This is a genomic window from Archangium sp. (assembly GCF_036277355.1).
Lineage (GTDB): Bacteria > Myxococcota > Myxococcia > Myxococcales > Myxococcaceae > Archangium.
The window spans coordinates 1-26,923 of the sequence record NZ_DASUNC010000003.1; the positions used below are offsets into that span (position 1 = coordinate 1).

Here is a 26,923-nt window from a genome sequence, read left to right on the forward strand (position 1 = left end):
AGCGCAGCATCCGCTCCAGCGGCGGGCACGCCACGCGCGCGTAGTCCTCCAGGTCCGTCAGCCACACGGTGGCGCCCAGGCGGTGGCCGCCGCCCCGGGGCTCCAGCACGTGCAGCTCGGGCAGGGCCTCCAGCGACACCAACAGCGGCGGCTCCGCGTAGCGCTTCGTCACCTCCAGCGACAGGTCCGTCCCGCCCATGACGAAGCGCGCGTCGGGGTGCGTGTCCAGCACGTCCCAGAGGGCGTCCAGGGAGCCGGGAGTGAAGAAGCGCTGGGCCCCGGCCTCGTAGGCCAGCGCCATGGGCTCGGGCCGCGTCTCCGCGAGCGCCCGGGCGAAGCGGTCCTGGGGGCGCAGGCCGGCCACCTGGTTGGCCGCCTCGCGGATGGGCCGGTAGCCGGTGCAGCGGCAGAGGTTGCCGCACATCTGCGCGTCCAGCTTCCAGGGCTCGTCCATGTCCCGGCGGTGGCAGGCCTCCAGCATGGCCATGGCGATGCCCGGGGTGCAGTAGCCGCACTGGGAGCCCAGCTCGCGCGCCAGCGTCTCCTGCACCACGTGGTACTGGCCGCCCTCCTTGAGGGCCTCCACCGTGTACACCCGCTTGCCCTGCACCATGGGCAGCAGCACCAGGCACGCGTTCACCGCGCGCAGGGCGGGCGCGCCCTGGCTGTCGTGCTCCAGCACGGCGACGGTGCAGGCCCCGCAGTCGCCCTCGGCGCAACCTTCCTTGGTGCCGGTCAGGTGCACCCGGTCCCGCAGGTAGCGCAGCAGCGTGGTGGTGGGAGAGAGCCCCGTCTCCTCGACGGGCTTGTCATTCAGGAAGAAGCGCAGGCGTTCCATGGGCCTCCTCCGGTCCCCTCCAGTGAGGAAGGGCCGGGGGGCCAGACTACTACGGCTCGCGCCCGCGGGAACCCCGGCCTGCAAGTGGCCGGGAGTGCCACGGGGCGGACATTTCACCCGCGGAGCACCATCAGGGCCACCAGGGTGACGAGGAAGTACGGCACCAGGCCTCCGGCGCCCGCGTAGTCCTTGGCCATGCGCTGGCCGAAGAAGAGGGCCACGAAGGACAGCCCCGAGAGGGCCGCGCCCCACATGGCCACCCGGGTGCCCCCGGAGAGCACCAGCACCCCCAGCCCGGCGGCGCTCACGGCCCCCGCGGCGAGCTCCAGCAGGGTGAGGGTGGCCAGCATGGGCGGCACCACCCCGCGCAGGGGGCTCTTGGCGAAGTGTCCGGTGAGCCACCCCAGGTTGCCCTTCCAGTCGATGACCTTGTCCAGTCCGGACTGGAGGAAGGTGATGGCGAGGAAGAGGGCGCACAGCGCCTGGACGAGCCAGAGGGGGAAGAGGTTCGAGTCGAGAGCCGGCATGGGCGGGCACTCTACCCGGCCTGCCTGCTTCCCCAAGAGCCGAGCGGCCTCCACCCGCGGACAACCGGCCGTCCCCCACCCCTACCGCCCACCGGGGAGCACCCCCATCGTCCGGCCATGGCCACTGAACAAGGCGCCCGGAGGGTCCTCATCGGGCTCATCGCGCTGTCCATCGCCCTGGTGTTGTGGGTCTTCTCCCCCTTCTTCGAGGCCTTCTTCCTGGCCGCGGTGCTCGCGGGAGCCCTCTACGGCCTGCACCGGTGGCTGACGCGGCATGTGCGCGGCAAGAGCGGGCTGTCCGCCGGCCTCATCTGCGTGGGCGTCATCCTGGCGGTGCTCGCGCCCCTGGCCAGCCTCACGGCCTTCCTGGTCTCGGAAATCTCCAAGGGGGTGGCCTTCATCACCGACATCGTGGAGAAGCGGGGGCTGGAGGGACTGGTGGCCTACGTCCCCGGCCCCTTCAAGGACCACGCCTCGCGGCTGCTGGACACCTTCCAGTCGCGGAGCGCCGGGCTGTGGCAGACCCTGCAGGAGCAGCTCACCACCCGGGGCACCAGCGCGGCCCAGACGGTGGGCGGAGTGGTGGCGACCACCGGTACGGTGGTCTTCCAGACGGTGATGATGCTCATCGCCTTCTACTTCCTGCTGGTGCAGGGCAGGCAGCTCGTCGCGTGGCTGGAGAGCGTGTCGCCGCTCAAGCGCGGGCAGACGACGGAGCTGCTGATGGAGTTCCGCAACGTCACCAAGTCCGTGCTGGTGTCCACCCTCCTCACCGCGGGAGTGCAGGCGCTGGCGGCCCTGGTGGGCTACCTCATCACGGGCGTGCCGGTCCCCATCTTCTTCGCGGCGGTGACGTTCTTCTTCGCCCTCATCCCGGCCGTGGGCGCCGCCGTGGTGTGTGTGGCCGCCGCCCTGCTGCTGCTCGCCACCGGCCACCCCATCGCCGCCATCGTGCTGGCCGCCTGGGGCATCATCGTGGTGGGGCTCTCCGACAACGTCGTCAAGCCGCTGCTGGCCAGGCGCGGCATGCACATGCACGGCGCCATCGTCTTCTTCTCGCTGCTCGGCGGCCTGGCCGTCTTCGGCGCCATCGGCCTGCTGCTGGGGCCCGTCATCGTGGCCTTCTTCCTCGCCGTGCTGCGCATCTACGAGCGCGACTACGGCCGGCCCTCTCCCCGCCCCGGAGACCCGGCCACGCCCCCGCGCAACCAGCCCACCGTGGCCGAGGGCGAGGAGTTCGAGCCCGCCGGGCTCCACTCGGATGAGCACCTGCTGGACAGCCCCCACCACTGACGGGACTCCCGGGGGCCGCGGCGCACCCGGGAGCCCGCTGCGTACCGCGGAGGGCTACGGCTGGACGCCGGCCCCCGTCACCAGCAGCGAGTAGCTGCTCGTCGCGCCCGCGTACCCCACCACCTTCACGTAGTACGTGCCGGCGGCGAGCGCCTCGTAGGTGCCCACCTCCGGGTTGCTCGTGGTGTAGCCGCGCGCCTCGAAGAAGTTCAGGTCGGACGCGGTGTACAGGTACCAGTCCAGGTCCGCGCTGCCCGGCATGGTCAGCTTCACCGTGACGGTGCCCGGCGTGGTCACCGTGAACTTGAACCAGTCCACGTCCGTGCTGGTGGCGAGGCTCCCGCTCACGGCGGTGTTCGCGCCCACCCGGCCGCTGGCGGTCGCCGCGGTGTCGTTGGACTCGGTCTCCGCGGTGATGGCGGTCGTGGGCCCCGGGGTGGTCGAGACGGTGACGGTGAAGGCCGCGTCGCTGGTGTCGAGGACGGTGGCGTTGGCCGCGTCACTCACCCGCACCTTCGCCGCCGTGGCCGCCGTGTTCGGCACCACCCAGCTGTAGCTGCCCGCCGAGGCCGGCGTGCTCGCGGAGATGAGGTTCCACGTGCTCCCGTCCAGCGTGTACTCGAGCTTCACGTTGCTCACGCCGCTCGCCGTCCAGGTGATGCTCTGGCTGCTGCCCCCCACCCAGCTCTCCCCGCCGTTGGGCGCGCCCACCGTCACGCTCGACACGGGCGTCGTCCCATCATCCCCCGGCAGGAGGAAGTCCTTGATGATGGCCATGTGCTGCATGTTGGTGGAGCCGCTGTCCCCCGACAGCGCCGGAGAGATCTCCGAGAGGGGCGAGTACACGCGCGTGTCCACCACCAGGCCCGCGCTGAAGGTGCTGGAGCCGATGACGGTGGCCGTCTGGTAGGCGCGCAGATCCGAGTCCACCAGCACGTGGTCGTACGGCTTGGTGCGGCCCGCGTTGGTGTTGACGTTGCCGTTCTTGTCCGCCGGGTACGGGCCGCTGGTGGTCACCACCTGGCTGAAGGCGGTGAAGCAGGGCTCGGTGCGGGTGTCGGTATTGAGGTCACCGCCGATGGCCAGATAGTCCCCGGTGGGGATGTTGGCCTTGATGTAGTTGACCAGGTTGGTGGCCTCGGTGTTGCGCACGCCGCTGCCCGAGGTGAGCAGGTGCACGCTCACCACCCAGAGATCCTTGGGGCCGGGGATGTCGATGCGCGCCCACGCGAAGTCGCGGTTGGACACCTGCGTGTCCGTCCACTCGCCCGCGGCGAGGATGGGGTAGCGGCTGATGACGCCGTTGGGGATCTGCGCCCCCGTCTCCCGGTAGTAGTAGAAGTTCGTGCCGAACGCGGTGTCCACGAAGCTCCGGATGCTCCCGGAGGTGTAGTTGAACTCCTGGATCATCACCACGTCCGGCCTGGTGCCCTGGAAGATGCGGATGCCGTGGCCGGGGTCGTAGCTCTGGGCGTTGCCACTGGTGATGTTGGCGGCCATCAGGCGCAGGCGGAACTCCCCGAGCGGGGCCGCTCCGGTGGACATCTCCTCGTTCGCGGACTCCTCCCGCGGGTCCACGGCGGCGCCCTCACCGCACGCGGCGAGGACCAGGGTGAGCAGTGGAACCAGAAGCCAGGGGCCCAGGCCCGAGCGCTTCGAGGAGGGGGTCAGCTGTCGCATGGAAAACACTTCCTGCCCGCGAGACACGGGCGCTGGGGAAGACCGCGGCCCCATCATCGCAGTCTCACGGTGAAATTCCAGTGGTGGACGCTGCGAGGGCGGACAGCGCGACAAAGAGGTAGCGAAGCCCCTTGCCCACTGTGACGAAGCCGACGAAGGGCGCCCAGCGCACGCCCACGAGGCCGGCGGCGAGCACGAAGACGTCCCCCACCACGGGCACCCAGGCGAGGGCGAGCACCGGGGCGCCCCAGGTGGCCAGCCGCTCCTGGGCCCGGGCCAGACGGGGGCCCTCGCGCTCCCGGCGGCGCTGCACCCAGCGGCCCACCGGGCCCCCCCCTCCGCGCGCCACCCAGCGGCCCAGGACATAGAGGGTGAGGGCGCCGAGCACATTGCCCACGGTGGCCACGGCCACGGCGGGCACCGGGGGCACCCCGCCATAGACGAGCGCGGCCAGCACCGCCTCGGAGGGCGCGGGCAGCACCGAGCCGGCCACCATCGCCACGAGGAAGAGCCCCGGCAGTCCCCAATCGGCCAGCGTGGACGCATCCGGCATCGTGGCGCCTACTTTAGGACGTCGGACTCCCGGGAGGGATGGATGCCTGCCTGCCCGTTCCTACCTTCCGGCCCATCCCCCCAACTCCGGAGTCCCGATGAAGAACGTCCGACTGGCAGGTCTCGCCCTGGGCCTCGCGCTCGGCGCCACCGCATGGGCCGCGTCGCCCGGGAGCGGACCGGTGTGCGAGGCCTCCCCCGCGTCACAAGGCAGCCAGAAGGTGGGCGAGGAGGTGGTGCTCCGCCTCGAGTCGCCGCACCCGTACGCGGCGGTGGAGCGGCCCGCGGCCACCGGGGCCCTCCACACCGGCACGCTCACCCACCCCGGGGCTTCGTACATCGCCCCGCACTTCGCCACGCTCGAGCTCGCGGAGGGGGACTACGTCCTCGTCCGTGCACCGGATGGCTCGCGCTCCTGGCGCTACGACGCCACGCACCCGGGCGCACGCGATGGCTTCTGGGGCATCCCCATTCCCGGAGACACCGCCATCATCGAGCTGCACGGCGCCGGGGTGGAGCGCCGGGGCGTGCTCAACCCGTACGGCTACCGCATCGACAAGTACGCGCGCGGCTACACCGCACGGGAGCTGGGGACGAACGGCCTGCAGGCCGAGGCCCTGTGCGGCGCGGACGACTCCGGTTGGGCGCGGTGCTACGAGAGCAGCGAGCCGCAGCTCTACAACCACGGCCGGGCGGTGGCGCGCCTGCTCATCAACGGCTCCAGCGCCTGCACCGGGTGGCTCGTGGGCAACCAGGGCCACCTGCTGACGAACAACCACTGCATCGCCTCGGACACGGACGCGCGCAACACCACCTACGAGTTCATGGCCGAGGGGGCCACCTGCGCCACCAGCTGTAGCTCCTGGGGCGCGTGCCCGGGCACGGTGGTGGCCACCGGCGCCACGCTGGTGAAGACGGACGCCCCGCGCGACTACACGCTGGTGCAGCTGCCCACCAACCCCACCAGCACCTACGGCTTCCTCCAGCTGCGCGCCACCGGCGCGGTGGTGGACGAGCGCATCTACGTTCCCCAACACCCGGCGGCGTACGGCAAGAAGATCGCCGTCACCTCCAGCGCCACGGCCGACGCCTCCGGCTACGCCGAGGTGTACAGCCTCACCGAGCCGGCCTGCCAGAGCGGGGGCCCCAACGACGTGGGGTACTACGCGGACACGCAGGGAGGCTCCTCGGGCTCGCCGGTGATTGGCTACGCGGACCACCAGGTGGTGTCGCTGCACCACTGCGCCAACTGCCCCAACCGCGGCGTGCCCATCCAGGAGATCATCACCCACCTGGGCAGCAGCCTGCCGGCGTGCGCCCTCCGCGGCGCCACGTGCCCGGACCCGTGGGGCGCCAACAGCGAGCCCCCGCCGCCTCCGCCGCCCGTCCAGTCCTTCACCTACAGCGCCACCAACACCCACAGCGCCCAGCAGAACACGGTGAACAAGAGCCTCACCTTCAACGCGGGGGACGTGGTGGAGGTGGGCACCTGCAGCCTCACGGGCGCCACCGCCACGGGGGACACATACCTGCGCCTGTACGATGGCGCGGGCGCGCAGGCGGCTTCCAATGACGACGCCTGTGGCGGCCGCTCGTCGTACTTCAAGTACACCGTGCCCGCGGGCAAGGGCGGTACCTACGAGGTCCGCGCCGGCTGCTACTCCAGCGGCGGCTGCGGCGGCACCGTGGTGTGGAAGATCACCGCCGGCACCCCGCCGCCCGGCCCCCTCACCGGCTCGTTCACCTACACCGCCAGCAGCACCAACAACGCCACCCGCAACACCACCACCCGCGACGTGACGGCGGCCGCGGGACAGATCCTCACCTTCGGCACCTGCACCCTTGCGGGCGCATCCGGCAGCGGCGACACGTACCTGCGGCTCTACACCTCCACCGGCGCCCTGGTGGCCGCCAACGACAACGCGTGCGGCTCGCTCTCGCACCTGAGCTACACCGTCCCCGCGGACGGCACGTACCAGCTCCGCGCGGGCTGCGCCGGCAATCGCGGCTGCTCCGGCACGGTGGTCTACACCCTCCAGTAGACCCGGGTGCCTGCCTCCTCTCCTGTCAGGTACAGGAGAGTCGCGGCCGGTGGCCCATCACAACCGAGGCGCCATCCCTCATCCTCAAGGGGCGCCTTCACTTCATGGCGCGACAGCCACCCACCCGAGCGGGTGGGCACGGGGGGAGGTATGAGCGTGAGATCGACCCAGGGCCCCTGGAGCGGGCCACAAGGCCGCCCGGCCGGACTCCTGGTGAGCGTCCTGTTCGCGGTGCTGCTGGGCGGCTGCCCCAAGCCCCACATCCACCGGTTCACCACGTCGCCTCCGGTGGCCTGCCCCGGTGACGAGGTCACCCTGCGCTGGGAGACGAACGGGCCCGTCCGCCTCGAGTCCAACCCCGCGGTGGCGAAGCTCGGCAGCAAGGACGACTCGGGCCAGCAGACGGTCACCGTCAGCGGGCCCACCACCTTCCGCCTGCAGGTCTCCCGCGTCTTCGGGTTGAAGAAGGAGATGACGGAGAGCGAGGTGCTCTCCCCTCCGAAGGACCTCAAGTACGGCATCGTCGACGCCGAGGGCCAGGGCCGCTTCACCTGCTCGACGCAGACAGGAGCCCTGGAGTCCACATTCCAGCTGGACGGCAAGGACATCTCGCCCAACGTGCGCATCGGGCGGGTGACGAACATGAACGCGCGCACGCTGGTCATCCTCAAGGGCGAGGCGTCCGAGACGGTGGCCGAAGGCGCGAACGCGCCAGGCTTCGAAGGACAGCCGGCCCAGGGCCTCTGGCGGCTGCGCGTCCCGCTCGACGAGGGCGAGAGCTGCGAGGACGCGCTCGAGTCGGTGGATGGCCGGCTGCTCATCAAACTCCAGCTCTCCTGCCCGAGGTGACACCATGGCCGCGCTCCATCAAATCCAGACGATCGTCATCCTGATGCTGGAGAACAGGTCGTTCGATCACATGCTCGGGCACCTGTCGCTGGAGAACCCGCAGTCGGACGTGGACGGGCTGCGCAACCCCGACACCAACGCGCGCTACGCCAACGTCTTCCAGAACCGCGTCTACCGGCCCTTCCGCATCACCGACGAGGCCTCGGTCATCCGGGATCCACCGCACAGCCGGCACCTGGTGGACGTGCAGATGGCCCGGAGCCCCAGCGGCAAGAAGTTCCGCATGTCGGGCTTCGTGGATTCCTACTTCCAATACACCCAGCACCAGGCCGAGCACCCGCCCCCCATGGGGTACTTCGATTCGAACGGCGCCTGGATGACGTCCTTCCTGGCGCGGGAGTACTGCGTGTGCGATCGCTGGTTCACGCCCCTGCCCTCGGACACGCAGCCCAACCGCTGCATGGCCTTCACGGGCACCACGCTCATCGAGGACACGGGCTCCCGGCTGATTCCCCACCGCGAGCACGTCTTCGACTGGCTGAACCAGCACGGCGTCCGGTGGCGCGTCTACCATGACGGGCCGCCCTTCTTCCTGCTGTTCGGGCGCTTCCACGAGCTGGTGGGGATGAAGTACCGCCCCATGAGCGAGCTCGCGCACGACATCCAGCACGAGCCGCCGGACCAGGCGCCGCAGGTCATCTTCCTGGAGCCGCGCTACTTCGACTTCTTCTGGTCGGACGCGCCGCCCAACTGCAACCATCCGCTCGCCCGGGTGGACCATGGCGAGGCGCTGCTGCACCGGGTGTACACGACGCTCACGAGCAACCCGGCGAAGTGGGCCCGGACGCTGTTCATCCACACCTATGACGAGCACGGCGGCTTCTTCGACCACGTGCCGCCGCTGCCCATCGAGCAACCGCCCGCGCCGGGAGCGCTCTTCACGGAGCCCTTCAGGACGACCGGACCCCGGGTGCCCGGGCTGCTCGTGTCCCCCTGGGTGCAGCCGGGCAAGGCCTTCCACGGCAACCTCGACCACACGTCCATCCTGCAGCTGCTCGCCGAGAAGTTCGGCTCGGGCCCCGAGGACTACTCGGCCTCGGTCAGCCACCGCCGGGCCCAGGGCATCCGCAGCCTGTCCGAGGCGCTCGCGGATACACCGGCCCAGCGGCCCGTTCCCCACCGGGCGGCACGGCCCGTTCCGCCCATGCCCGCGATGAAGCGCAAGCCCCTGGCGCCCAACGAGCGCGCCTTCCAGGAGGCGGCCCGCGAGCTGCTCCAGCACGAGGGGCCCATCGCGACCTCGGCCAAATACCCGGACCTGGTCGGAGCACCCCTCGTGCCCTGAAGGGAGCCTCGGCGGCTACTCGAAGCGGAGCGTCGAGCCGCCGCTGAGGTCCTCCTGGAGCACCGTGGGCCGGCCAATGATGCGCACCGCGCCTCCACCGGAGGCCTCCACGCGCAGCGCATTGGAGACCCGGATCTCCGTGGAGCCACCACCGCTGGAGATGAGCGCCGCCTCTTCCACGGAAAAATCGCGCGCCCGAAGCACGCTCCCCCCGGACATCGTGCTCTCCACCCGGGTGGCGCGCCCCTCCACCGTCACGTCCGCCCCACCGCTCACGTCCTGCGAGAACAACCCGGTGTCGAGGCCTCGCACCTTCACAGAACCCCCTCCGCTCGCCTCCAGGGTGAAGGGAGCGCCGATGCTGCCGCTCACGTCCACCCGCAGGGGATTGGAGGAGCGCCAGCTCCCCACGTCCTCCATGCGGAAGTGGACGGAGAGAGTCCCCGTCCCCACCACGTCCGTCCGCATCAGCCGCACCAGGTTGTCGTCCCCCACCACGCGCACCTTCCGGGGCTGGCTGGGGTCCACCACCACCACGGACTCGATGCCGTCCTCCACGTCGAGCGACACGAACTCGGGCACCTGCCGCTCCTCCTGCACCAGAGTGCCGCTGCCCTGCACCTGCGGCCCGAGGCCACAGCCCATCACCGCCACCAGCAACGACATCCCCACCCACAACCCACGAGACACGCTCTTCATCGTCTGACCCCCAGGAGTTCTGACCGGTGACGCCGGCCTCCGCACGCTGAAACACCGTGGCGGTCAGGAGTTGTCACCGGGCCCGGCGAAAAATTCCGCCTTGGCGTGGAACCCGGCGCGCCCCGCGTTGTCCGATGCGCGGTCATTTCCACGGAATGGGCATGAAACGAACGGTACTCGTCCTGATGGGTGTAGCCACGCTCCTGCTCGCGCTCGGCCTCGTCTGGCGCGGCGCGTCGGCGCCGGATGCGGCGTCCGCCCGGGAAGGACACGCCACCACCGGGCGGGACTCGATACAGGGCAAGAGCCTCACGGGACAGAGGGCCGGCCCCCCGGATGGCACCGGACAGCGTGGGCCGGACACGAGCGCCACGATGGACGGCACGACGCCCCCCGTCGCCGAGCCCATGCGAGAGGAGGAAGGCACCCTGCGTGTCGAGGTCCTCTCGCCCACGGGCCCGCGTCAGGGCGCTCGCGTGACGCTGTACCTGCGCGGAGCGCACGAGCCCACCACGGGCCAGCCCGCCTGGCGTCTGGCGGGCACCGGGCTCACGAATGAGGCGGGAGTGGCCGTGCTCCCCGCCCGCGCGGGCAACTACCTCGTCTCGGCCCGCACCGAGGGCCTCGCGCCAGCGAGAGCCGAGGTCACCCGCCCCCGGGGAGAGGCGAGCACGACGGTCCGGCTGACGCTCGACGCGGGCCAGGGCCTCGAGGGCTCCACCGTGGAGCGGACCTCGCGCGACCCGGTGCCGCTCGTGGAGCTCACCCTCACCCCGAGACTCTCCGGAGGCTTCTACTCCCGAGCCTCGGCGCCCGAGGAGGAGCGTCTCTCGGCGGTGAGCGATGCACGCGGGAACTTCCGCTTCGAGGGCCTGACGCGGGGGGACTACCAGCTCGATGCCCGGGCCCCGGGCCACGCTCCCAAGCGGCTGGCGCGCGTGCACGTGCCGTCCTCGGGTGTCTCGGTCGAGCTGGAGGGCTCGGCATTCCTCGAGGGCTTCGTCGAGCGTGCAGATGGCACGCCGGCCATTGGCGCCAGCGTGAGTGCCTTCGGCGCCGACGAGGCCGTGGCGGGCGTGACGGGAGCCGGAGGCGGCTTCTCGCTCGACGTTCCCCCGGGCACCTACCAGCTCTCGGCGCGCCAGGGAGACAAGACGGGCGCGGCCGCTGGCCGGCTCGTGGTGGCGGCGGGAATGACGCTCAGGGACCTGCGCATCCGGCTGGGGTCTCCCACCGCCATCGTGGGCGTGGTGCGGCGCAAGGACTCGGGCCAGCCCGTCGCCGATGCGGCCATCGTCCTCGGCCCACACGGGGACCGCGGCGACATCGCCCAGGCCAGCTCCGGGGCGGATGGGCACTTCGAGGTGAACGGACTCGCTCCGGGTGCGTATGACGTGACGGTGCGGGCCCGGGGATTCAAGACGCTCTCCCGCAGGGGCCTCACCGCGCTGGAGGGACAGCGCTTCGAGCTGCTCGCCGAGCTGGAGGCCAACGGCCGCATCGAGGGCACCGTGGTGGATGGGGAGAAGAAGCCCGTCGCGGGCGTGCAGGTGACTCCCCAGCGCAGGTGGGGCGCGCTGGAGGGAGCCGTCGCGACGGTGACCGATGCCACGGGGGCGTTCGTCCTCGAGGACATGCCACCAGGAGACGTGTACGTGGCCGCGGTACGCGCGGGCAGCGCGGTGAATACCCGCGAGCCCGTCAAGGTCGAGCCCGGCAAGACGGCACGGGTGCGGCTCCAGCTTTCCGATGAGGGCGTGCTCGAGGGGACCGTGCGCATGGCCGGTGGCGGATTGCCGGCGAAGCCGGTCACGGTCTTCGCCCAGCGGGTCGGTGCGCCCCGCTTCGAGGGACTCGAAGCTCCGGCCTCCGCCGATGGCACGTGGTCGATGAAGGTGGGAGCGGGCCGCTACCAGCTCAGCGCGTGGATGACGGACGCCAGCGCCCAGAGCGAGAGCCAGGAGCGGGTCGTCGAGCTGAAGGCGGGCCAGTCACAGCACGTCGAGTTGGAGCTGCACGCGGCGAAGAAGCCCATCGTGGTCACGGTGCTCGAGCCCAACGGAGCGCCCAGCGTGCGCGCCACCGTCATGGGCAGCGAGGCGGGAAGGTCGAACATCCTGGCCGAGCAGCTGAGCGACGAGTCCGGAAGGGCGACGCTGGTGGTGGATGGAGTGGGGAGCGACGCGCTGCACCTGTGGGCGACGAATGGCGGACGGCGGGGGGATCTGCTCTCGGTGCCCTCGACGCGGACGGCGGTCACCCTCCAGTTGGAGCCGGGTGCGCGGCTGACCGGCTCGGTGCGCTCGGCGGGAGGCCGCGCCGTCAACGGCTTCAAGCTGCTGGTGACGGCGCTGAGGACCGAGGATGAGGACTACCTCACGCAGCAACAGCTCGAGTTCACCGGGGACCAGTTCGTCGTGGAGGATGTCTTCGCGTCCCGGCTGGCCATCACCGCCACGCTGCCGGACGGCCGCGCCGGCAAGGCCGAGACGACGGCCACCCCGGGAGGCACGGCCCGGGTCGAGGTGGTCGTGGATGCCGGAGGCAGCCTCACGGGGCGGTTGCTGGACGCGAAGACGGGCATGCCCATCGGCCAGGCCTATGTGGATGTGGACGGGCTCCGCTCACCGACGACGGGCGAGGACGGGCGCTTCCAGGTCGACGACCTCGCCCCCGGGGCGCACCGCGTCACCGCCTGGAGCCGGGGCCACGCGCTCGTGGAGAGAGAGGTGACGATCACCGCCGGGAAGACGAAGGAGTTGGGTGACTGGCGCCTGGGCCCGACGCGGGTGGAGCCCGGGCGGCTGGGGCTCACCTTCGGCATGAGCGGCAACGACGTCACCATCAGCTGGATCGCCGAGGGCGCGGAGACGGGGGAGCTGCGGGTGGGAGACGTGGTGAAGGCGATTGACGGCGCCACGGTGCTCGACCCCGGCGAGGCCCGCCAGCGCGAGCTGGGAGCCCCTGGGAGCCCGTGCACACTCACGCTCCGCCGGGACGGCCGGACGCAGACCCTCACGCTCACCCGGGCGAAGTGAACGGGTACGCGGGAGAGCGAATAAGGCACCGTCTGCACTTACGGCGACTCGGACCTGGGAGGGCCCAGTTCCTCCGGTAGAGGATTGCGGAGGAACTTCAATCCCTTCGGCAACTGAACGACCAGGAAACCCTGTCCAGCGATTCTGACACGTTCACCGTCGATTGCCTTTCCACTGGCAAGCCATGCATCCGCTTCGTCCCTCGTCGCGAACGTATGGGCGACCTTGACCTGAAACGAGGGGTCGAAGAACTCCGCATAGTACCGTCGGAAATCATCGACCTTCTTGAGGTGGCGGACGTACAGCAACGAGATGGCCGCGATCCGCAGCGCCTCTTCCTCCGTTGAGCCCGCCGGACAGGCCTTGCCCGCTGAGTCCACGGCCTGAATGACCGCATCCAGATTGAAATCCGTAACGTTTGCCATTGATGTTCCAACCTTTCGCGAACTCAGAGGGCAAGAGGAACCAGAAGAAGCATGCCGGGTCCACCCATGGCGATGACAAAAGAAACGCCGCCAGCGACAACGACGGTTCCAATCACGAGTTCCGTCTTGTGGCTTCGAAGCCAGGAGAGCGCGGTAGCCACATCCAGGAAGTGGAGTTCCTTCTTCTTTCTCTCCTCCTCCCACTGCTCCTGCTCCTTGACGCACTCCATGTACTCCTCGAGGCACTTCTCCGAACAAGCCTCGTTGTGTTTTCCAGAGCCCCTCTTGATGCTCGTCTGAGGCGGTGGTGAGTTCCAGCACCTATCGAAGCACTCGATTTGCTCCGCATCACAATCATGCCCACCAGAGCCGCCAGTTCCGCTCATCTCCTCGGAGATGACGTAGGTTTCAGTCTCTCGAGGATGTAGCTGTGTATGGGCACACCCGGTGCTGACCACCCCCATGACCATCGTCAGGGCAATCCAGTGCATCGTGTGACCAGAACTGCGGATTCTCATGGAGTCGAGCGTCGTCGGTTCGCCGGTGAGCATGAAGTAGCCACGCTCTCTGCCATGGCTCCTCCTCGGAGCCAAGCATCAAAGGCCGGTGAAGAACGTCCACCACGCGGACGGCATCACGCCGCGGCGGCGTGGTCCAGCGAGCGCCAGGTGCCCAGCGCCCAGTCCTGCTCCTCCGGGTCGTCGAAGCTGACGACACACAATGCACGGTGCGCCCCCGCCTCGCACAGCGCGGTGAGCCGGCACTCCCCCGGCTCCATGTGCAGCGTGGCCCGTCCACTCACCCGCTCGCCCTGGTGCTGGAACTCGTAGGGCAGTGACTCTCCGGGGCCTGGCGCAATCCCTTGCACATCATCCTGCAATGGCACGAAGCGCACGCTGCGTCTGTGATCTCGCGCCACCCAGCTCCCATCCGCCAGGCGCTGCTCGGCGAGCGAACCGGGAATGCGAATCTCCCAGCCCTCCGGCAACGTCACCTGCACCGCGCCTCTCCGGTAGCCGATGAGCGGACCCACGGGCGCCTCGACCGCGCGGCGGGAGACCTCCTCCGCCAGCGTGCCGCCCACGCCGAGATACCCCAGCACCTGCTGCCACTCGCGCCAGGGATAGGACAGCTCCGGCGCCTCCCGCCACGCGGACTCCAACAACCGGGCCACCTCGCGGAAACGGTGGCGCTCCTCCTCGAGCAACGGCGGCCGCCACACCATCTCCGTCCAGATGAGGCTCAACGCGCGGCCCAGCTTCGCCGCGGCGCCCTGGCCGGGCTCCCACCACGGGAAGATGTCCCGGCCGCGCAGCGGATCCTCGTGCACGGCGCGCAGCCACGCCTCGTCGCGCGGGCCCATGGGCGTCAGCAGCGCCCCGGGGTGCTCGAAACCGTGCCCGGGACGCAGCGACAGCGTGGCCCCCGAATGGCCATGTCTCCGGAAGTCCAGCACCCGGCCCGCCATGCTCCCCAGCCATGCGAGCATGCGAGGCGCGATGTCACTCGGGTCCCCGGTGTGGAAATACCCCGTGGGATCTCCCACTCCCGCCACCGTGAGCGCCGGGTCCGCCCAGTCGATGCGGAGCGCATCCCCCAGGGCATGGAGCAGATCGCACAGGTAGCGGTGGTAGCCCGGCCCCACCATGGAGGTATTGGCCAGGACCACCACCCGCCCCTGCCCGGCGGCGACGAGCGCCACCTCCTCGGCGGCCGGGTGCAGGCTCAGGAACAGGATGGGTCCCTTGGGGCCCTCCACCGTGCGCGAGCTCTCCAGCTGCTCCTCCGCCGCTTCGCGCACCCACCGCTCCACCCGCCGCAGCCAGGGCCGGGGCGCTTCGGGTGCCGAGAAGAGATCCTCACCTCCGTACCAGCCTGCCAGCAGCAGCTTCACACCCATGTCGTCCTCTCGTCTCCCGCGGGCCCGGACCCCCCTCTCCACGCAACGGGTGGGGGGGTGGGATTATGTCGCGCGGCGCGGGTGTATCAGGGCGGGGAGCCGGACGGGCGCTCCTTCTCTTCTCAGGCGCTCCGGGCCCGGGCGGCGCGCTCCAGCATGGCGTCGTGGATCTCCCGCAGTGTGCGCTCCAGGCCGTACTCGTACTTCCACTCCGGGTAGTGGCTCTGGAAGCGGCGCACGTCGCTGATCCACCAGATGTGATCCCCAGCGCGGTTCTCGTCCACGTACGTCCAGTTCATCTTCCGGCCGGAGATCTTCTCGGTGAGCGCGATGGCCTCCAGCATGGAGCAGTTGGAGAAACGGCTGCCGCCCATGTTGTAGACCTCGGCCACGCGCGGCTTCTGGAAGAAGTGCCACAGGGCGCTGACCAGGTCGTGGGAGTGGATGTTGTCGCGCACCTGCCTGGCCTTGTAGCCGAACACCGTGTAGGGCGAGCCCGTCACCCCGCAGCGGACCAGGTAGGACAGGAAGCCGTGGAGCTGCGCGCCCGAGTGGCCAGGGCCCGTGAGGCACCCGCCGCGGAAGCACGCCGTCCGCATGCCGAAATAGCGGCCGTACTCCTGCACCATCAGGTCCGCCGACACCTTCGACACGCCGAACAACGAGTGCATGCTGCCGTCGATGCTCATGCTCTCGTCGATGCCGTGCTCGGCGTAGGGGTGGCTCGTGTCCAGCTCCCAGCGCGTCTCCGTCTCCCGCAGCGGCAGGCGGTTGGGCGTGTCGCCGTACACCTTGTTGGTGGAGAGGTAGATGAACACCGCGTCGGGGCAGTGCCGCCGCGTCTTCTCCAGCAGCACCAGCGTGCCGTTGGCGTTGACCGTGAAGTCCACCAGCGGAGCCTTGGCCGCCCAGTCGTGACTGGGCTGCGCGGCGCAGTGGATGATCAGCGCGATGTCCCGGCCATGCTTCGCGAACAGGGCCTCCATGGCCGCCTCGTCGCGGATGTCCGCGGAGAGGTGGGTGTAGCCGCGCACCTCCTTCTCCAACCGGCGGCGGTTCCAGTCCGTGCTGGCCTCCTCCCCGAAGAAGCTCTTGCGCAGATCGTTGTCTACCCCGACGACGGTGAGTCCCTTCTCCGCCAGGAAGCGGACGGACTCGGACCCGATGAGCCCCGCGGAGCCGGTGACGATGGCGATGGACATGCCTGTGATTCCTCTTCCCTGCTCACGCGCCGAGGATGGGTTCCAGGGCGGCTCGGTGTTCGATCAACCAGCGGTGGATGTCCTCGACGATGCGGCCGGCCGGACGGGTGGGCTTCCAGCCCGTGGCCTCCCGCACCCGGGAGCAGTCACTCACATAATAGGGAATGTCCGCCGGGCGCGTCTCCGGACGGCGAGTGAGGGGCACGCTCCTGCCGCTCACCTGCTCGCACCACCGGGTCAGCTCCCGCAGGGACACGCTGACCTCGGGGCCTCCGCCCACGTTGTAGACGGCGCCATTGTGCCGCCCCAGGTCGGCCGCCTGGAGCCGCACCAGGTCATAGAGGTCATCCACGTGCAGGATGTCCCGCACCTGCCGCCCCTCGCCGCCGAAGCCCATGTAGGCCAGCTCCCCGCCATAGACGTGCCGGGCCACCCACAACACGGTGAAGCCCTGGTCCACCTTCCCCATCTGCCACGGGCCCGCCAGCACGCCGCACCGGTTGATGACGGCCTTCATGCCGTACATCTCCACGTACTCGCGGATCATCAGCTCACCGCTCAGCTTGGTGGCCCCGTAGAGCGAGCGCCCGCCCTCCAGCGGGAAGTGCTCGTCGATGCCGGCGCGCGACCAGCCCGGACCCGAGGCGCCCTCGGGAATCACCAGCCGCTCGCCCTCGGGCACCAGCGGCAGGGCCCGCAGCCCGGCGATGGGGTAGACGCGGCTGGTGGACAGGAACACCAGGTCGCCCCCGGTGCGGCGCAGGTGCTCCAGGCAGTGGATGAGGCCCAGCAGGTTGGTGTGGACGAGGTAGTCCGGGCTGCCGTCATACCCGGCGTGCACGCTGGGCTCGGCCGAGCACTCCACCAACAGGTCCACCGCGCCCACCGCCTCCAGGTCCTCGCGGTTGCGCACGTCCCCGTGCACGAAGGACACGCCGCCCGCGCGCAGACGCGAGAGCGTCACCTCGCTGCCGCGCCGGCGCAGGTTGTCGAAGGCGATGACCTCGGCCCCGGGCTCGTCGCGCTTGAAGGACAGGGCGAGCGTCGAGCCGACGAAGCCCGCTCCACCGGTCACCAGGATTCGCCGTGTGCTCACGTCTTCACCTTCACATCCAGCGGATGTCGTAGTCGACGTCGAGCGGTGCCAGCTGGCGTCCCCGCACCACCAGCTCGCGGGCCGTGGACTGCTCCATGGCGGCGTGGAGGACGCCTTCGTTGTACTCCAGCGGCAGGAAGTCCCGGCGCGCCATCAGCCGCGCCTGCCTCTCCCCGAGCCGCTCCACGGCGCGATCGCCATAGCTCAGCGAGGCCCGGTAGGCGCTGGGGAAGCTCGCGAGCAGCTTCTGCGGATCCGTCCCGGCCAGCGCCATCATCGTCTTGCCCACGGTGGAGTGGAGGAAGTCCGCCGTGGCCCGCCGCCCGAGCTGGCGCAGCACCATGCCCCGCCCGCCCTGTCCGCCCAGCAGCTCCGCGGCGGTGAAGATGGTCTTGAGGAAGTCCGCCACCGGGTAGCTGAAGAAGTCGACGTACTTCTTCCCTGCGGCCGCCATGAGGCACCGGGCCCGGACCTCCTCGCCGCCGAGCGAGCGCGCCGCCTCGAAGACCCCGTTGAAGAACAGGCCACGGCACGTATCCATGGGCGTGGCCAGGATGAGAAGCTGCTCCAGTCCGGGGGCGGGGGGGGAGGACACGGTGGGGGGAGCTCCGGGGGGACGGGGAGCCCCATTAGAGCGCAAAAGAGCGCAAAACGTGTCAGGCAGTACGGATTGCCGCCGCGCCCTGGAGACCCAACTCCACCACCGCCACCTCCCGCATCCGGAATTTCTGGATTTTTCCAGTGACCGTCATCGGGAACTCGTCCACGAACTTCCAGAAGCGGGGAATCTTGAAGGTGGAGATGCGGCCGGTGCAGTAGCGGACCAGCTCCTCCTGGGTGAGGGTGGCGCCGGGCCTGGGCTTCACCCAGGCCATCACCTCCTCGCCGTACTTCTCGCTGGGCACGCCGATGACCTGGGCCTCGCTGACGGCGGGGTGCGTGTGGAGGAACTCCTCGATCTCCCGCGGGTACACGTTCTCGCCGCCGCGGATGATCATGTCCTTGATGCGGCCGACGATCTTCACGTAGCCGTCCTCGTCCATGGTGGCGAGGTCGCCGGTGTGCATCCAACCGGCCGCGTCGATGGAGGTGCGGGTGGCCTCGGGGTTGTTCCAGTAGCCGAGCATCACGCTGTAGCCGCGCGTGCACAGCTCGCCGGGCGAGCCCCGGGGCACCACCGCGCCCGTGGCCGCGTCGATGATCTTCACCTCCACGTGCGGGTGCACGCGGCCCACGGTGCCCACGCGCTTGTCCAGCGGATCATTCAACCCGCTCTGCGTGGACACGGGCGAGGTCTCCGTCATGCCGTAGCAGATGGTGACCTCGCGCATGTGCATGCGCGACTGCACGTTCTTCATCACCTCGATGGGACACGGCGAGCCGGCCATGATGCCGGTGCGCAGCGTGGAGAGGTCGAACTCGCCGAAGCGCGGATGGTCCAGCTCGGCGATGAACATGGTGGGCACGCCGTAGAGCGCGGTGCAGCGCTCGGCGCCCACCGCCTGCAGCACCGCGAGCGGCTCGAACGCCTCGCCCGGAATCACCATCGTGGAGCCATGGGAGGCACAGGCCAGGTTGCCCATCACCATGCCGAAGCAGTGGTAGAAGGGCACGGGGATGCAGACGCGGTCCTCCGCCCCCAGCCGCAGCGCCTCGCCCACGAAGAAGCCGTTGTTGAGGACGTTGTGGTGGCTGAGCGTGGCGCCCTTGGGGAAGCCCGTGGTGCCGGACGTGTACTGGATGTTGATGGGGTCATCGAACTGGAGCGTGGCCTCGCGGTCCGTGAGCATGCGCTCGCTCACGCGGGTGCCGTTGTCCAGCAGCAGCTTCCAGTCATCGTCCAGGACGAGCGAGACGCGCAGCTGGGGGCAGCGCGGGCGCACCTCCTCCAACATCTTGCGGTAGTCCGTCTGGCGGAAGCCGCGCGAGAGCAGCAGCACGCTGGTGCCGGACTGGTTGAGCGCGTACTCCAGCTCCGCCGTCTTGTAGGCGGGGTTGAGGTTCACGAGGATGGCGCCGATGCGGGCCGCGGCGAACTGCGTCACCACCCACTCGAAGCGGTTGGGAGACCAGAGGCCCACCCGGTCCCCCTTCTCCACGCCGAAGGCCAGCAGGCCCAGGGCCACCTTCGTCGTCTCGTCCCAGAGCTGGCGCCACGTGGCGCGGTAGCCCTGGGAGACGACGACGAGCGCCTCGCGATCTCCGTACCGCTCGACGGTGCGGCGCAGGTTGTGGCCGATGGTCTCCCCGAGCAGCGGGGTGGTGCTGGTTCCGTGGACGTAGGAAGGAGAGGACATGGCCGATGATGTTCGCGAGTCGGCACCTCCGGCAAGCCTCCGTTCCCTGGTGGATGTAGCGCGCAACTTTTGCGCGTCCGTGCTTGCCCGGGCCGCGTCGATCCGGGAGCACGGCACTCCAGACCCGAGGCATACCAAGGAGTGAGGATGAACGCCGAGCCGCGACGACGCGAGTTCCTCCTGTCCAGGGGTTGGGTGCAGGCCGCCGCCCTGGTGACGCTCTTCGGCTTCTTCGTCCTGGGGCTGCTCGCGTACCGGGCGCATACGGACAGCGCGCCCATCCCCGAGCGGACCGTCACCCCGGACGGCAGGAGCGTCTACACCCGGGAGGACATCCTGGCCGGACAGGAGATCTTCCTGCGCAACGGGCTGATGCAGTACGGCTCGGTGTACGGCCACGGCGCCTACCTGGGGCCGGACTACACGGCGGACTACCTGCGCCGCTCGGCCCTCCTCGTGCGCGAGCGGCTCGGCGGGCAGGAGGACGCGGCGGCGGCGGCGCGCACGGTGAAGGACTTCAAGGAGAACCGGTACGCGCCGGACACCGGCACGCTCGTCCTCACGGCGGAGCAGGCCGGGGCCTTCGAGGCGCTGGCGAAGCACTACCACGCCACCTTCTCGCAGCCGACGACGGCGATGGGGCTGCGGCCGGGCGCCATCACGGACGAGGCGGACACCCGGCGGCTCACCGCCTTCTTCGCCTGGACGGCGTGGACGGCCTCCACCCTGCGGCCGGGCAAGGACTACACGTACACCAACAACTGGCCCCCGGAGCCGCGCGTGGGCAACGGCCCCACGGGCCCCATGGTGGTGTGGAGCGTGCTGTCGCTCATCGCGCTGCTGGGCGGCATCGGCCTGCTGATGGCCGCCTTCGGGCGGTGGAACTTCCTCGGCTGGCACGGCCACGAGCAGCGCACGGTGTCCTTCCGCCGCCCCAGCGAGGTGCGCCTCACCGCGTCCCAGCGCGCGTGCGCGTGGTTCTTCCTGGTGATGGCGGTGCTCTTCCTGATGCAAGCACTGCTGGGCGGCGCCACGCAGCACTACCGCGCCGAGCTGGCCAGCTTCTTCGGCTTCAACCTGGCCACCCTCCTCCCCTTCAACCTCGCGCGCACCTGGCACGTGCAGCTCGCCCTGTTGTGGGTGGCCACCTCGTACCTGGCCGCCGGCATCTTCCTGGCGCCCCTGGTGGCGGGCCACGAGCCGCGCGGACAGCACTGGCTCGCCTACGCGCTGCTGGGGGCGCTCGCGGTGGTGGTGTTCGGGAGCATGGCGGGGGAACTCGCCGGCATCCACGGGTGGACCACCAGCGTGTGGTTCGGCAACCAGGGCTTCGAGTACCTGGACCTCGGGCGCTTCTGGCAGGTGCTGCTGTCTTTGGGGCTGCTGTTCTGGGTGGTGCTGCTGTGGCGCGTGCTGCGGCGCCGGCTGCGCACCGAGAGCGCCGCCAACATGCCGTGGCTCTTCTTCTACTCGGCGCTGGCCATCCCCGCCTTCTACGCGGTGGGCCTGCTGGCCCGGCCCGGCTCGCACTTCACCCTCACCGAGTTCTGGCGCTTCTGGGTGGTGCACCTGTGGGTGGAGGACTTCCTGGAGCTCTTCACCACCCTCATGGTGGCCTACATCTTCGTGCTGCTGGGCGTGGTGTCCGAGCGCGTGGCCCTGCGCGTCATCTACCTGGACATCATCCTGTACTCGGCCGGCGGCGTCATCGGCACCATGCACCACCTGTACTTCTCCGGCACCCCGGCGGAGCACATGGCCCTGGGCGCCTTCTTCTCCGCCGCCGAGGTCATCCCCCTCACCTTCCTCACCGTGGAGGCGTGGAGCTTCCTGCGGCTCGGCCGCGAGCAGGACGCGAAGTCCCAGGCGCCCTTCCCCCACCGGTGGGCCATCCTCTTCCTCGTGTCGGTGGGCTTCTGGAACTTCCTGGGCGCCGGTATCTTCGGCTTCCTCATCAACCTGCCCATCGTGTCGTATTACGAGATTGGCACCGCGCTCACCTCCAACCACGGCCACGCGGCGATGATGGGCGTCTACGGCATGCTGGCCGTGGCGCTGGCGCTCTTCGCCCTGCGCTACCTCATCCCCGAGGAGCGCTGGTCCGAGCGCGCCGCACGGCTCAGCTTCTGGTCCCTCAACCTCGGGCTGGCGTGGATGGTGTTCGCCACGCTCTTCCCGCTGGGCGTGCTGCAGCTGCACGAGTCCGTCAGCCACGGCTACCACGAGGCGCGCCAACTGGACTTCCTCACCAGCGAGCGCGTGGAGCTGCTCGAGTGGATGCGGCTGCCCGGGGATGCGCTCTTCATCGCCGGCGGCGTGCTGCCCCTGGTGCTGTTGTGCTGGCGGGGCGTGCGCCACCGGGTGCCGCACACGGAAAAGGCGGGTCCGGAGCTCGCCCCGCTCTTCACCCGGGTGGACGGCGAGGCCGGGCCCGCGGAGGGGCAACCATGAGCCTCCACTCCGAGGTGCTGTGGGGCTGCGGTTACGCGCTCTTCCTGCTGGCCGTGGCCCGGGGACTGGTGGCCATGGGGCGGAAGGCCCGTGCGGAAGATGACTCCTGGCCGCGCACGGACGTCGCCCGCTTCCACCATGGACTGTCCACGCTCCTGGTGTTGCTGGCCGGACTGCTCGTCGGCGCCTGCGCGGTGCGGCACCCCGAGGGCCTGGAGTTGGGGCTGCTCGGAGGGGTGTCCCTGGTGGTGGCCTGGGTGGCGCGGCGCACCTGGGTCGAGCGGTGGGCGGAGGCCTCGTCCCGCGGGGAGGGTTAGCCGGGCGCCCCGCTTCGGACGCCCCCTTGCCGGAGGTGCGAGCCGCGGGACAGGCCCATGACGCGGGAAGCCTCGCGGTCGCGTGACGAGCAGCCGCGGGAGAACCGGGACGCTCAGCCGTACATGGGCAGCTGAGAGCCCGTGGCACCCGGGAGGGCGTGTGGGGACCGCGGCCTCAGGCCAGGCCCTCCACGCCCTCCTCGCCTTCCATCTCCTGCTGATCCCGGGGGATGTCCACCAGCGCGCCCAGCGGGTAGATGATGAGGTGGCGCTGGGGCTCGCTGCCGTGGCTCACCGTCTCCAGGTGGTAGCGCGAGACGAGCCGGTGCTGCAGCTTGCGCAGCCGGGGCGGCCTCGGGGCCAGGGGGACCACCACGCTCTCGCTCAGCACGCGCTGGATGGCGTGCTCGGCCTCGGCCACCGCCTCGCGCACCTGGTCCTCGTCCACGCCCTCGGCGATGAGGAAGACGTCGCGCAGCACCCGCCGCATCTCCGACGAGCTGTTGCGCTTGATGGCCAGCACGCGCGCCCCCGTCTTCTCCGCGGCCTTCCGCAGCTTCGGGTCATTGGCGCGCGAGCGCAGCGTGAGGATGACGTCCGCGTTCTCCAACCGGCCCACCACCCGCGCGTCCGGGCCCAGGTCCCGCAGCACCCGCTCGAGCAAGTCCCGGCTGGCCGCGTGGGCGTAGACGCGCGTGGTGCCCTGGCGCAGGCCGGGCTGGGCTCCACCGCCCCTGCGAGCGGCCGCCCGGGACGCGGCGGGAGCGGGAGCCTCGGAGGACCGGACCGGCAACGGGGCCACGGACTGCGGCTCCTCCTTCACCTCCACCTGGCCCTCGACGAGCTGGCGCCGCTCGCCGCCCACGTTCTCCCCCGCCAGCAGCCGGTCCACCGACTGGGCGGTGTCGCGGTGCACCAGCACCTCGTCGCGGCTCACCATCTCCACCACCACGTCGAAGGTGGGCGGCGCGCGGCGCTCGTTGATCGTCTTCTGCGTGTGGCGCCGCCGGGCCTCCTCGTCGCTGAGCGTGACGGTGTGCACGCCGCCCACGAGGTCCGACAGCGTGGGGTTGAGCACCAGGTTCTCCAGCGTGTTGCCGTGGGCCGTGGCCACCAGTTGCACGCCGCGCTCGGCGATGGTGCGGGCCGCGGAGGCCTCGGCCGAGGTGCCGATCTCATCGACGATGATGGCCTCGGGCATGTGGTTCTCCACCGCCTCGATCATCACGTCGTGCTGCCGGTCCGGCCGCGACACCTGCATGCGGCGCGCGCCGCCGATGCCCGGGTGGGGGATGTCCCCGTCGCCCCCAATCTCGTTGGAGGTGTCCACCACCATGACGCGCTTGCCCAGGTCATCGGCGAGGACGCGGGCCACCTCGCGCAGCTTGGTCGTCTTGCCCACGCCGGGCCGGCCGAGCAGCAGGATGTTCAGGCCCGAGGCGATGAGATCCTTGAGCATGTCGATGGTGCCGAAGATGGCGCGGCCCACGCGCAGCGTGAGGCCCACCACCTTGCCCTGCCGGTTGCGGATGGCGGAGACGCGGTGGAGGGTGCGCTCGATGCCGGCGCGGTTGTCCTCGCTCACGGTGCCCACCTGCGAGAGCACATGCGCCAGGTCCTCGCGGGTGATGGGGGACTCGGACAGGCGCACCACCCGGCCGGTGAGCCGGGCCTCGGGCGGGCGGCCGAGGTCCATCACCACCTCGAGCACCTCCCCGGGAGGCAGGTCCCGGACCGCGGCCTTCAGCGGCTCGGGCAGCACGCCCACGAGGAGCTGGAAGTCGTCATCAGGAACGGCAATGGCGTCGCGTGGGCTCATGACGTGTCTAAAGGTGAATCCTTCCGAGCCGGGTTGCACGTGGTCTGGCGGCCGGGGGGCAACGGAGCACCCGATGCTAGCGGGCATTCGAGGGGAGCGCCGCTCTCTCGTGACTGGGTACGCCCCCGGGGCCTGCATAGCTCAGAGCCAGGGGCATGACTGGAGACCACCGGCCCCAGCATCCACCCCCCGAGGAGCGACCCCATGACGCAGGACGACAAGGACATCATCACCCCCACGACCGAGAACCACCCCGACAAGCGCAAGGGCCACATGAGCATCCGCGAGGCCGCCGCGATGGAGATGTCCCAGCAGCAGCACATGCACATGGAGCCGGGCATCCGCGGTGTTCCGGTTCACGGCTTCGGCAACGGGACGGAGACGGTGAAGCGGCACACCGGCATGGACACGGGCATGGGGATGAACATGGGCATGTCCCCGGACACGACGGCCACGGCCCAGCCCAACACCGGGGACACGGTGACGAAGCTCATCGACCAGGTCTTCGAGCTCCCCTTCAACGCCCAGCTCAGCGTGATGCGGATGCTCGCCTCCCGGGTGCTCGGCGCGATGGACGCGAGGGACCGGGAGGGTTTCCTGAGCGGCCTGCGCATGGAGATGGAGCACACCGGGGAGGACACGGGCGTGGAGTCCTCCCAGGCCCGGATGACGGACACGCCGGACATCCAGGGCACGTGAGCGCGTGAGCCCCCTCCTGGCGGTCTCTGGGGCCCCTGGCCCCGGGAAGGCGATGCATTGACGGCGCCGCCAGGAGGGGAGCCTATGCGTCCCCGGGCGCCGTCCCCCCCTCCACCACCGTGGCGCCGAGCTCCTTTGTCAGCCGCACCGGCTCCGCGCGCGAGCGCTTCGCGATGGCCTGGGCCAGGGGCTCCGCATGGGTCGTCACCCAGACCTGGCTGTGCATGGAGGCGTCCACGATGAGCCGGCCCAGGGGCTCGAGCAGGTCCGGGTGCAGGCTCGTCTCCGGCTCGTTGAGCGCGAGGAAGGCGGGAGGCCTCGGGCTCAGCAGCGCGGCCAGCAGACACAGGTAGCGCAGCGTGCCATCCGACAGCTCGCGAGCCGCCAGTGGGCGCAGCAGCCCGGGCTGGTGGAGGAAGAGGCTGAAGCGGCCCTGCGGCGCCTGGATCTCCACGCGCGAGCCCGGGAAGGCGTCCTCGAGGGCGCGCTCCAGGCCCTCGGCGTCGCCGATCTCGATGATGGTCTGCAGCGCGGCGGCCAGGTCCCTGCCGTCATGCGCCAGCACGGGCGTGCGCACGCCCACCTGGGGCGAGCGCTGGGGCGCCTCGGGGTCGGTGCGGAAGTGGTGGTAGAAGCGCCACATGCGCAGCGCGCGCTGCAACTCGGCGAGGCGCGGGAAGCGGTGCGGTTCGGAGAGCTGCGCCATCACCGACTCGCCGGCCCACAGCTGCATGGGGAAGGTGGTGCGGTTGCCCTCCGAGTCGCGCAGGAAGGCGGTGCGGTCCTTGCGCTCCATCAACACGGCGCGGCGCTTGGACTCCACGGTCCACAGGTGCTCCTCCTTCACCTCGGGGTCCAGGTTGAAGAGGCTCGGGGACTCGCGGTCCTTGCCCGCGGCGGGCGGCACGGGGCCGAGGCTGAGCTCGTAGGCGAGGTCATCCAGGGTGACGCCCACGGTCATGCGCACGGGCTTCTTGTCGCGCGAGCCGGCCCACAGCACGCTGGGCACACCGCCCTCCTCCGCGAGTGCCTGGGCGAGCCGGCCATCTGCGGCGGCGGACAACAGGTAGAGCGAGCGGTAGAGGTTGGTCTTCCCGCTGCCGTTGGGCCCCACGATGACGGTGAGCGGCCCCACGGGGAGCACGAGCTGGCGCACCGAGCGGTACCCGGAGACCTCGAGCTGGGTGATGGGCATGGCGGACTCTGCTCTCATGGGGACTTCACCGCCGTCAACACAGGAGACCACGACGTGTCCACCCGGTTCACTGCCCCACCCTTGTTCGGACTCCCCGTCCTGCTCGTGCTGCTACCGGGATATGCCGGAATGAATCCCCGCGCACCGGGCGCCTACGCGCAGACGGTGGACTCGGCGACGAACGGCTGTCTGCGCAACCCCTCCTGCTACATCACGAAGCCGGGCGAGGAGGCCATCATCCCCTGGGTGTCTCGTGCCGTGGACGCTGCCCGCACCGCCACCCATGTGACGATGATGCTGCAGGAGACGGATATCCAGTTCGTCGAACGGACGCTGACTCAGTGCGCCCAGGCCGCGAACGAACGGGTCAACAAGGAGGACGAGGAGTTACAGGGACGGGAGCCCACCTTCGAGCAGTGCCGCCAGGTCGTCCGCCAGGAGGGCAAGACCCAGATGACGCGGGCCATGGAACTCGGGGCCAGGAAACACAAGCTGGCGCTCGACTGCGTCAAGGCAGCGTTCGCGGAACGCTTTTCGGACAACGTCAGCGTGGAGCCCACCTACCAGAAGGACCCTTCCACTGGATTGTGGCGATGGATTGATCCCGCGCAGGTAGAGGAGTGGCTCCAGCTTGGACTGAAGAGTCAACCAACCCTCCT

Annotated in this window: 22 protein-coding genes; 8 read left to right on the top strand and 14 right to left on the bottom strand. The window is 70.2% G+C overall.

Annotation, left to right across the window (positions count from 1 at the left end):
• Both VFZ09_RS00210 and VFZ09_RS00215 read right to left on the bottom strand, forming a co-directional pair.
• A partial coding sequence (locus VFZ09_RS00210) for a 2Fe-2S iron-sulfur cluster-binding protein (RefSeq protein WP_329725382.1) occupies nt 1–838 on the bottom strand: 838 nt, incomplete at its 3' end.
• A 113-nt stretch (nt 839–951) separates the two neighbouring features.
• On the bottom strand, nt 952–1,365 hold the full coding sequence (locus tag VFZ09_RS00215; RefSeq protein WP_329725383.1) for a DoxX family protein: 414 nt from the start codon (nt 1,363–1,365) through the stop codon (nt 952–954).
• Between the two features lie 117 nt (nt 1,366–1,482).
• On the opposite strand from VFZ09_RS00215, the gene VFZ09_RS00220 reads away from it, so the two are divergent.
• Nucleotides 1,483–2,658, top strand: a complete 1,176-nt coding sequence (locus VFZ09_RS00220; RefSeq protein ID WP_329725384.1) for an AI-2E family transporter — start codon at nt 1,483–1,485, stop codon at nt 2,656–2,658.
• 54 nt (nt 2,659–2,712) lie between these two features.
• Here VFZ09_RS00220 and VFZ09_RS00225 read toward each other — a convergent pair whose 3' ends face one another.
• Nucleotides 2,713–4,338 (bottom strand): pre-peptidase C-terminal domain-containing protein, encoded by a 1,626-nt coding sequence (locus VFZ09_RS00225; RefSeq protein ID WP_329725385.1) that lies wholly within the window; start codon nt 4,336–4,338, stop codon nt 2,713–2,715.
• 64 nt (nt 4,339–4,402) lie between these two features.
• Nucleotides 4,403–4,891: a YqaA family protein gene (locus VFZ09_RS00230; RefSeq protein WP_329725386.1), complete on the bottom strand. Its 489-nt coding sequence runs from the start codon at nt 4,889–4,891 to the stop codon at nt 4,403–4,405.
• Nucleotides 4,892–4,988: 97 nt separating this feature from the next.
• Between VFZ09_RS00230 and VFZ09_RS00235 the strand changes: the two genes are divergently transcribed.
• The 3 genes from VFZ09_RS00235 (at nt 4,989) to VFZ09_RS00245 (ending at nt 9,126) form a co-directional block, all read left to right on the top strand.
• Nucleotides 4,989–6,932 carry a serine protease gene (locus VFZ09_RS00235; protein WP_329725387.1) on the top strand — a complete coding sequence of 648 codons (1,944 nt, stop codon included), beginning with the start codon at nt 4,989–4,991 and terminating at the stop codon, nt 6,930–6,932.
• A 156-nt stretch (nt 6,933–7,088) separates the two neighbouring features.
• Nucleotides 7,089–7,781, top strand: a complete 693-nt coding sequence (locus VFZ09_RS00240; RefSeq protein WP_329725388.1) for a hypothetical protein — start codon at nt 7,089–7,091, stop codon at nt 7,779–7,781.
• Between the two features lie 4 nt (nt 7,782–7,785).
• Nucleotides 7,786–9,126: an alkaline phosphatase family protein gene (locus VFZ09_RS00245; protein ID WP_329725389.1), complete on the top strand. Its 1,341-nt coding sequence runs from the start codon at nt 7,786–7,788 to the stop codon at nt 9,124–9,126.
• A gap of 15 nt (nt 9,127–9,141) precedes the next feature.
• On the opposite strand, the gene VFZ09_RS00250 is transcribed toward VFZ09_RS00245, so the two are convergent.
• A complete protein-coding gene (locus VFZ09_RS00250) occupies nt 9,142–9,825 on the bottom strand; it encodes a GIN domain-containing protein (protein ID WP_329725390.1) in 684 nt (227 codons plus the stop codon).
• 161 nt (nt 9,826–9,986) lie between these two features.
• On the opposite strand from VFZ09_RS00250, the gene VFZ09_RS00255 reads away from it, so the two are divergent.
• A complete protein-coding gene (locus VFZ09_RS00255) occupies nt 9,987–12,863 on the top strand; it encodes a carboxypeptidase regulatory-like domain-containing protein (protein WP_329725391.1) in 2,877 nt (958 codons plus the stop codon).
• Between the two features lie 38 nt (nt 12,864–12,901).
• Here VFZ09_RS00255 and VFZ09_RS00260 read toward each other — a convergent pair whose 3' ends face one another.
• From VFZ09_RS00260 to VFZ09_RS00290, 7 genes are all read right to left on the bottom strand, one after another.
• Nucleotides 12,902–13,288 (bottom strand): hypothetical protein, encoded by a 387-nt coding sequence (locus tag VFZ09_RS00260; RefSeq protein ID WP_329725392.1) that lies wholly within the window; start codon nt 13,286–13,288, stop codon nt 12,902–12,904.
• Nucleotides 13,289–13,311: 23 nt separating this feature from the next.
• Nucleotides 13,312–13,839 carry a hypothetical protein gene (locus VFZ09_RS00265; protein ID WP_329725393.1) on the bottom strand — a complete coding sequence of 176 codons (528 nt, stop codon included), beginning with the start codon at nt 13,837–13,839 and terminating at the stop codon, nt 13,312–13,314.
• A gap of 83 nt (nt 13,840–13,922) precedes the next feature.
• Entirely contained in the window at nt 13,923–15,188 is a 1,266-nt protein-coding gene (locus VFZ09_RS00270) for a hypothetical protein (RefSeq protein WP_329725394.1), read from the bottom strand.
• A 122-nt stretch (nt 15,189–15,310) separates the two neighbouring features.
• Nucleotides 15,311–16,390 (bottom strand): NAD-dependent epimerase/dehydratase family protein, encoded by a 1,080-nt coding sequence (locus tag VFZ09_RS00275; RefSeq protein ID WP_329725395.1) that lies wholly within the window; start codon nt 16,388–16,390, stop codon nt 15,311–15,313.
• 22 nt (nt 16,391–16,412) lie between these two features.
• Nucleotides 16,413–17,486 carry an NAD-dependent epimerase/dehydratase family protein gene (locus VFZ09_RS00280; RefSeq protein WP_329725396.1) on the bottom strand — a complete coding sequence of 358 codons (1,074 nt, stop codon included), beginning with the start codon at nt 17,484–17,486 and terminating at the stop codon, nt 16,413–16,415.
• Nucleotides 17,487–17,496: 10 nt separating this feature from the next.
• Nucleotides 17,497–18,081 carry a DUF2378 family protein gene (locus VFZ09_RS00285; RefSeq protein ID WP_329725397.1) on the bottom strand — a complete coding sequence of 195 codons (585 nt, stop codon included), beginning with the start codon at nt 18,079–18,081 and terminating at the stop codon, nt 17,497–17,499.
• A gap of 61 nt (nt 18,082–18,142) precedes the next feature.
• Nucleotides 18,143–19,783 (bottom strand): AMP-binding protein, encoded by a 1,641-nt coding sequence (locus VFZ09_RS00290; protein ID WP_329725398.1) that lies wholly within the window; start codon nt 19,781–19,783, stop codon nt 18,143–18,145.
• Between the two features lie 147 nt (nt 19,784–19,930).
• Here VFZ09_RS00290 and VFZ09_RS00295 point away from each other — a divergent pair, with 147 nt between their 5' ends.
• Together VFZ09_RS00295 and VFZ09_RS00300 are read left to right on the top strand one after the other, a co-directional pair.
• Nucleotides 19,931–22,234: a nitric-oxide reductase large subunit gene (locus VFZ09_RS00295; RefSeq protein WP_329725399.1), complete on the top strand. Its 2,304-nt coding sequence runs from the start codon at nt 19,931–19,933 to the stop codon at nt 22,232–22,234.
• Nucleotides 22,231–22,551 (top strand): hypothetical protein, encoded by a 321-nt coding sequence (locus VFZ09_RS00300; protein ID WP_329725400.1) that lies wholly within the window; start codon nt 22,231–22,233, stop codon nt 22,549–22,551. The genes VFZ09_RS00295 and VFZ09_RS00300 overlap by 4 nt, the downstream gene beginning before the upstream one ends.
• A 175-nt stretch (nt 22,552–22,726) precedes the next feature.
• Here the strand turns inward: VFZ09_RS00300 and VFZ09_RS00305 are convergent, their stop codons facing one another.
• The gene (locus VFZ09_RS00305; RefSeq protein WP_329725401.1) at nt 22,727–24,370 is read right to left on the bottom strand and encodes a R3H domain-containing nucleic acid-binding protein; all 1,644 of its coding nucleotides are present in this window, start codon (nt 24,368–24,370) and stop codon (nt 22,727–22,729) included.
• 204 nt (nt 24,371–24,574) lie between these two features.
• Here VFZ09_RS00305 and VFZ09_RS00310 point away from each other — a divergent pair, with 204 nt between their 5' ends.
• The gene (locus VFZ09_RS00310) at nt 24,575–25,069 is read left to right on the top strand and encodes a hypothetical protein (protein WP_329725402.1); all 495 of its coding nucleotides are present in this window, start codon (nt 24,575–24,577) and stop codon (nt 25,067–25,069) included.
• A gap of 82 nt (nt 25,070–25,151) precedes the next feature.
• Here the strand turns inward: VFZ09_RS00310 and VFZ09_RS00315 are convergent, their stop codons facing one another.
• Entirely contained in the window at nt 25,152–26,264 is a 1,113-nt protein-coding gene (locus VFZ09_RS00315; protein ID WP_349257903.1) for an AAA family ATPase, read from the bottom strand.
• Nucleotides 26,265–26,923: the final 659 nt, after the last annotated feature.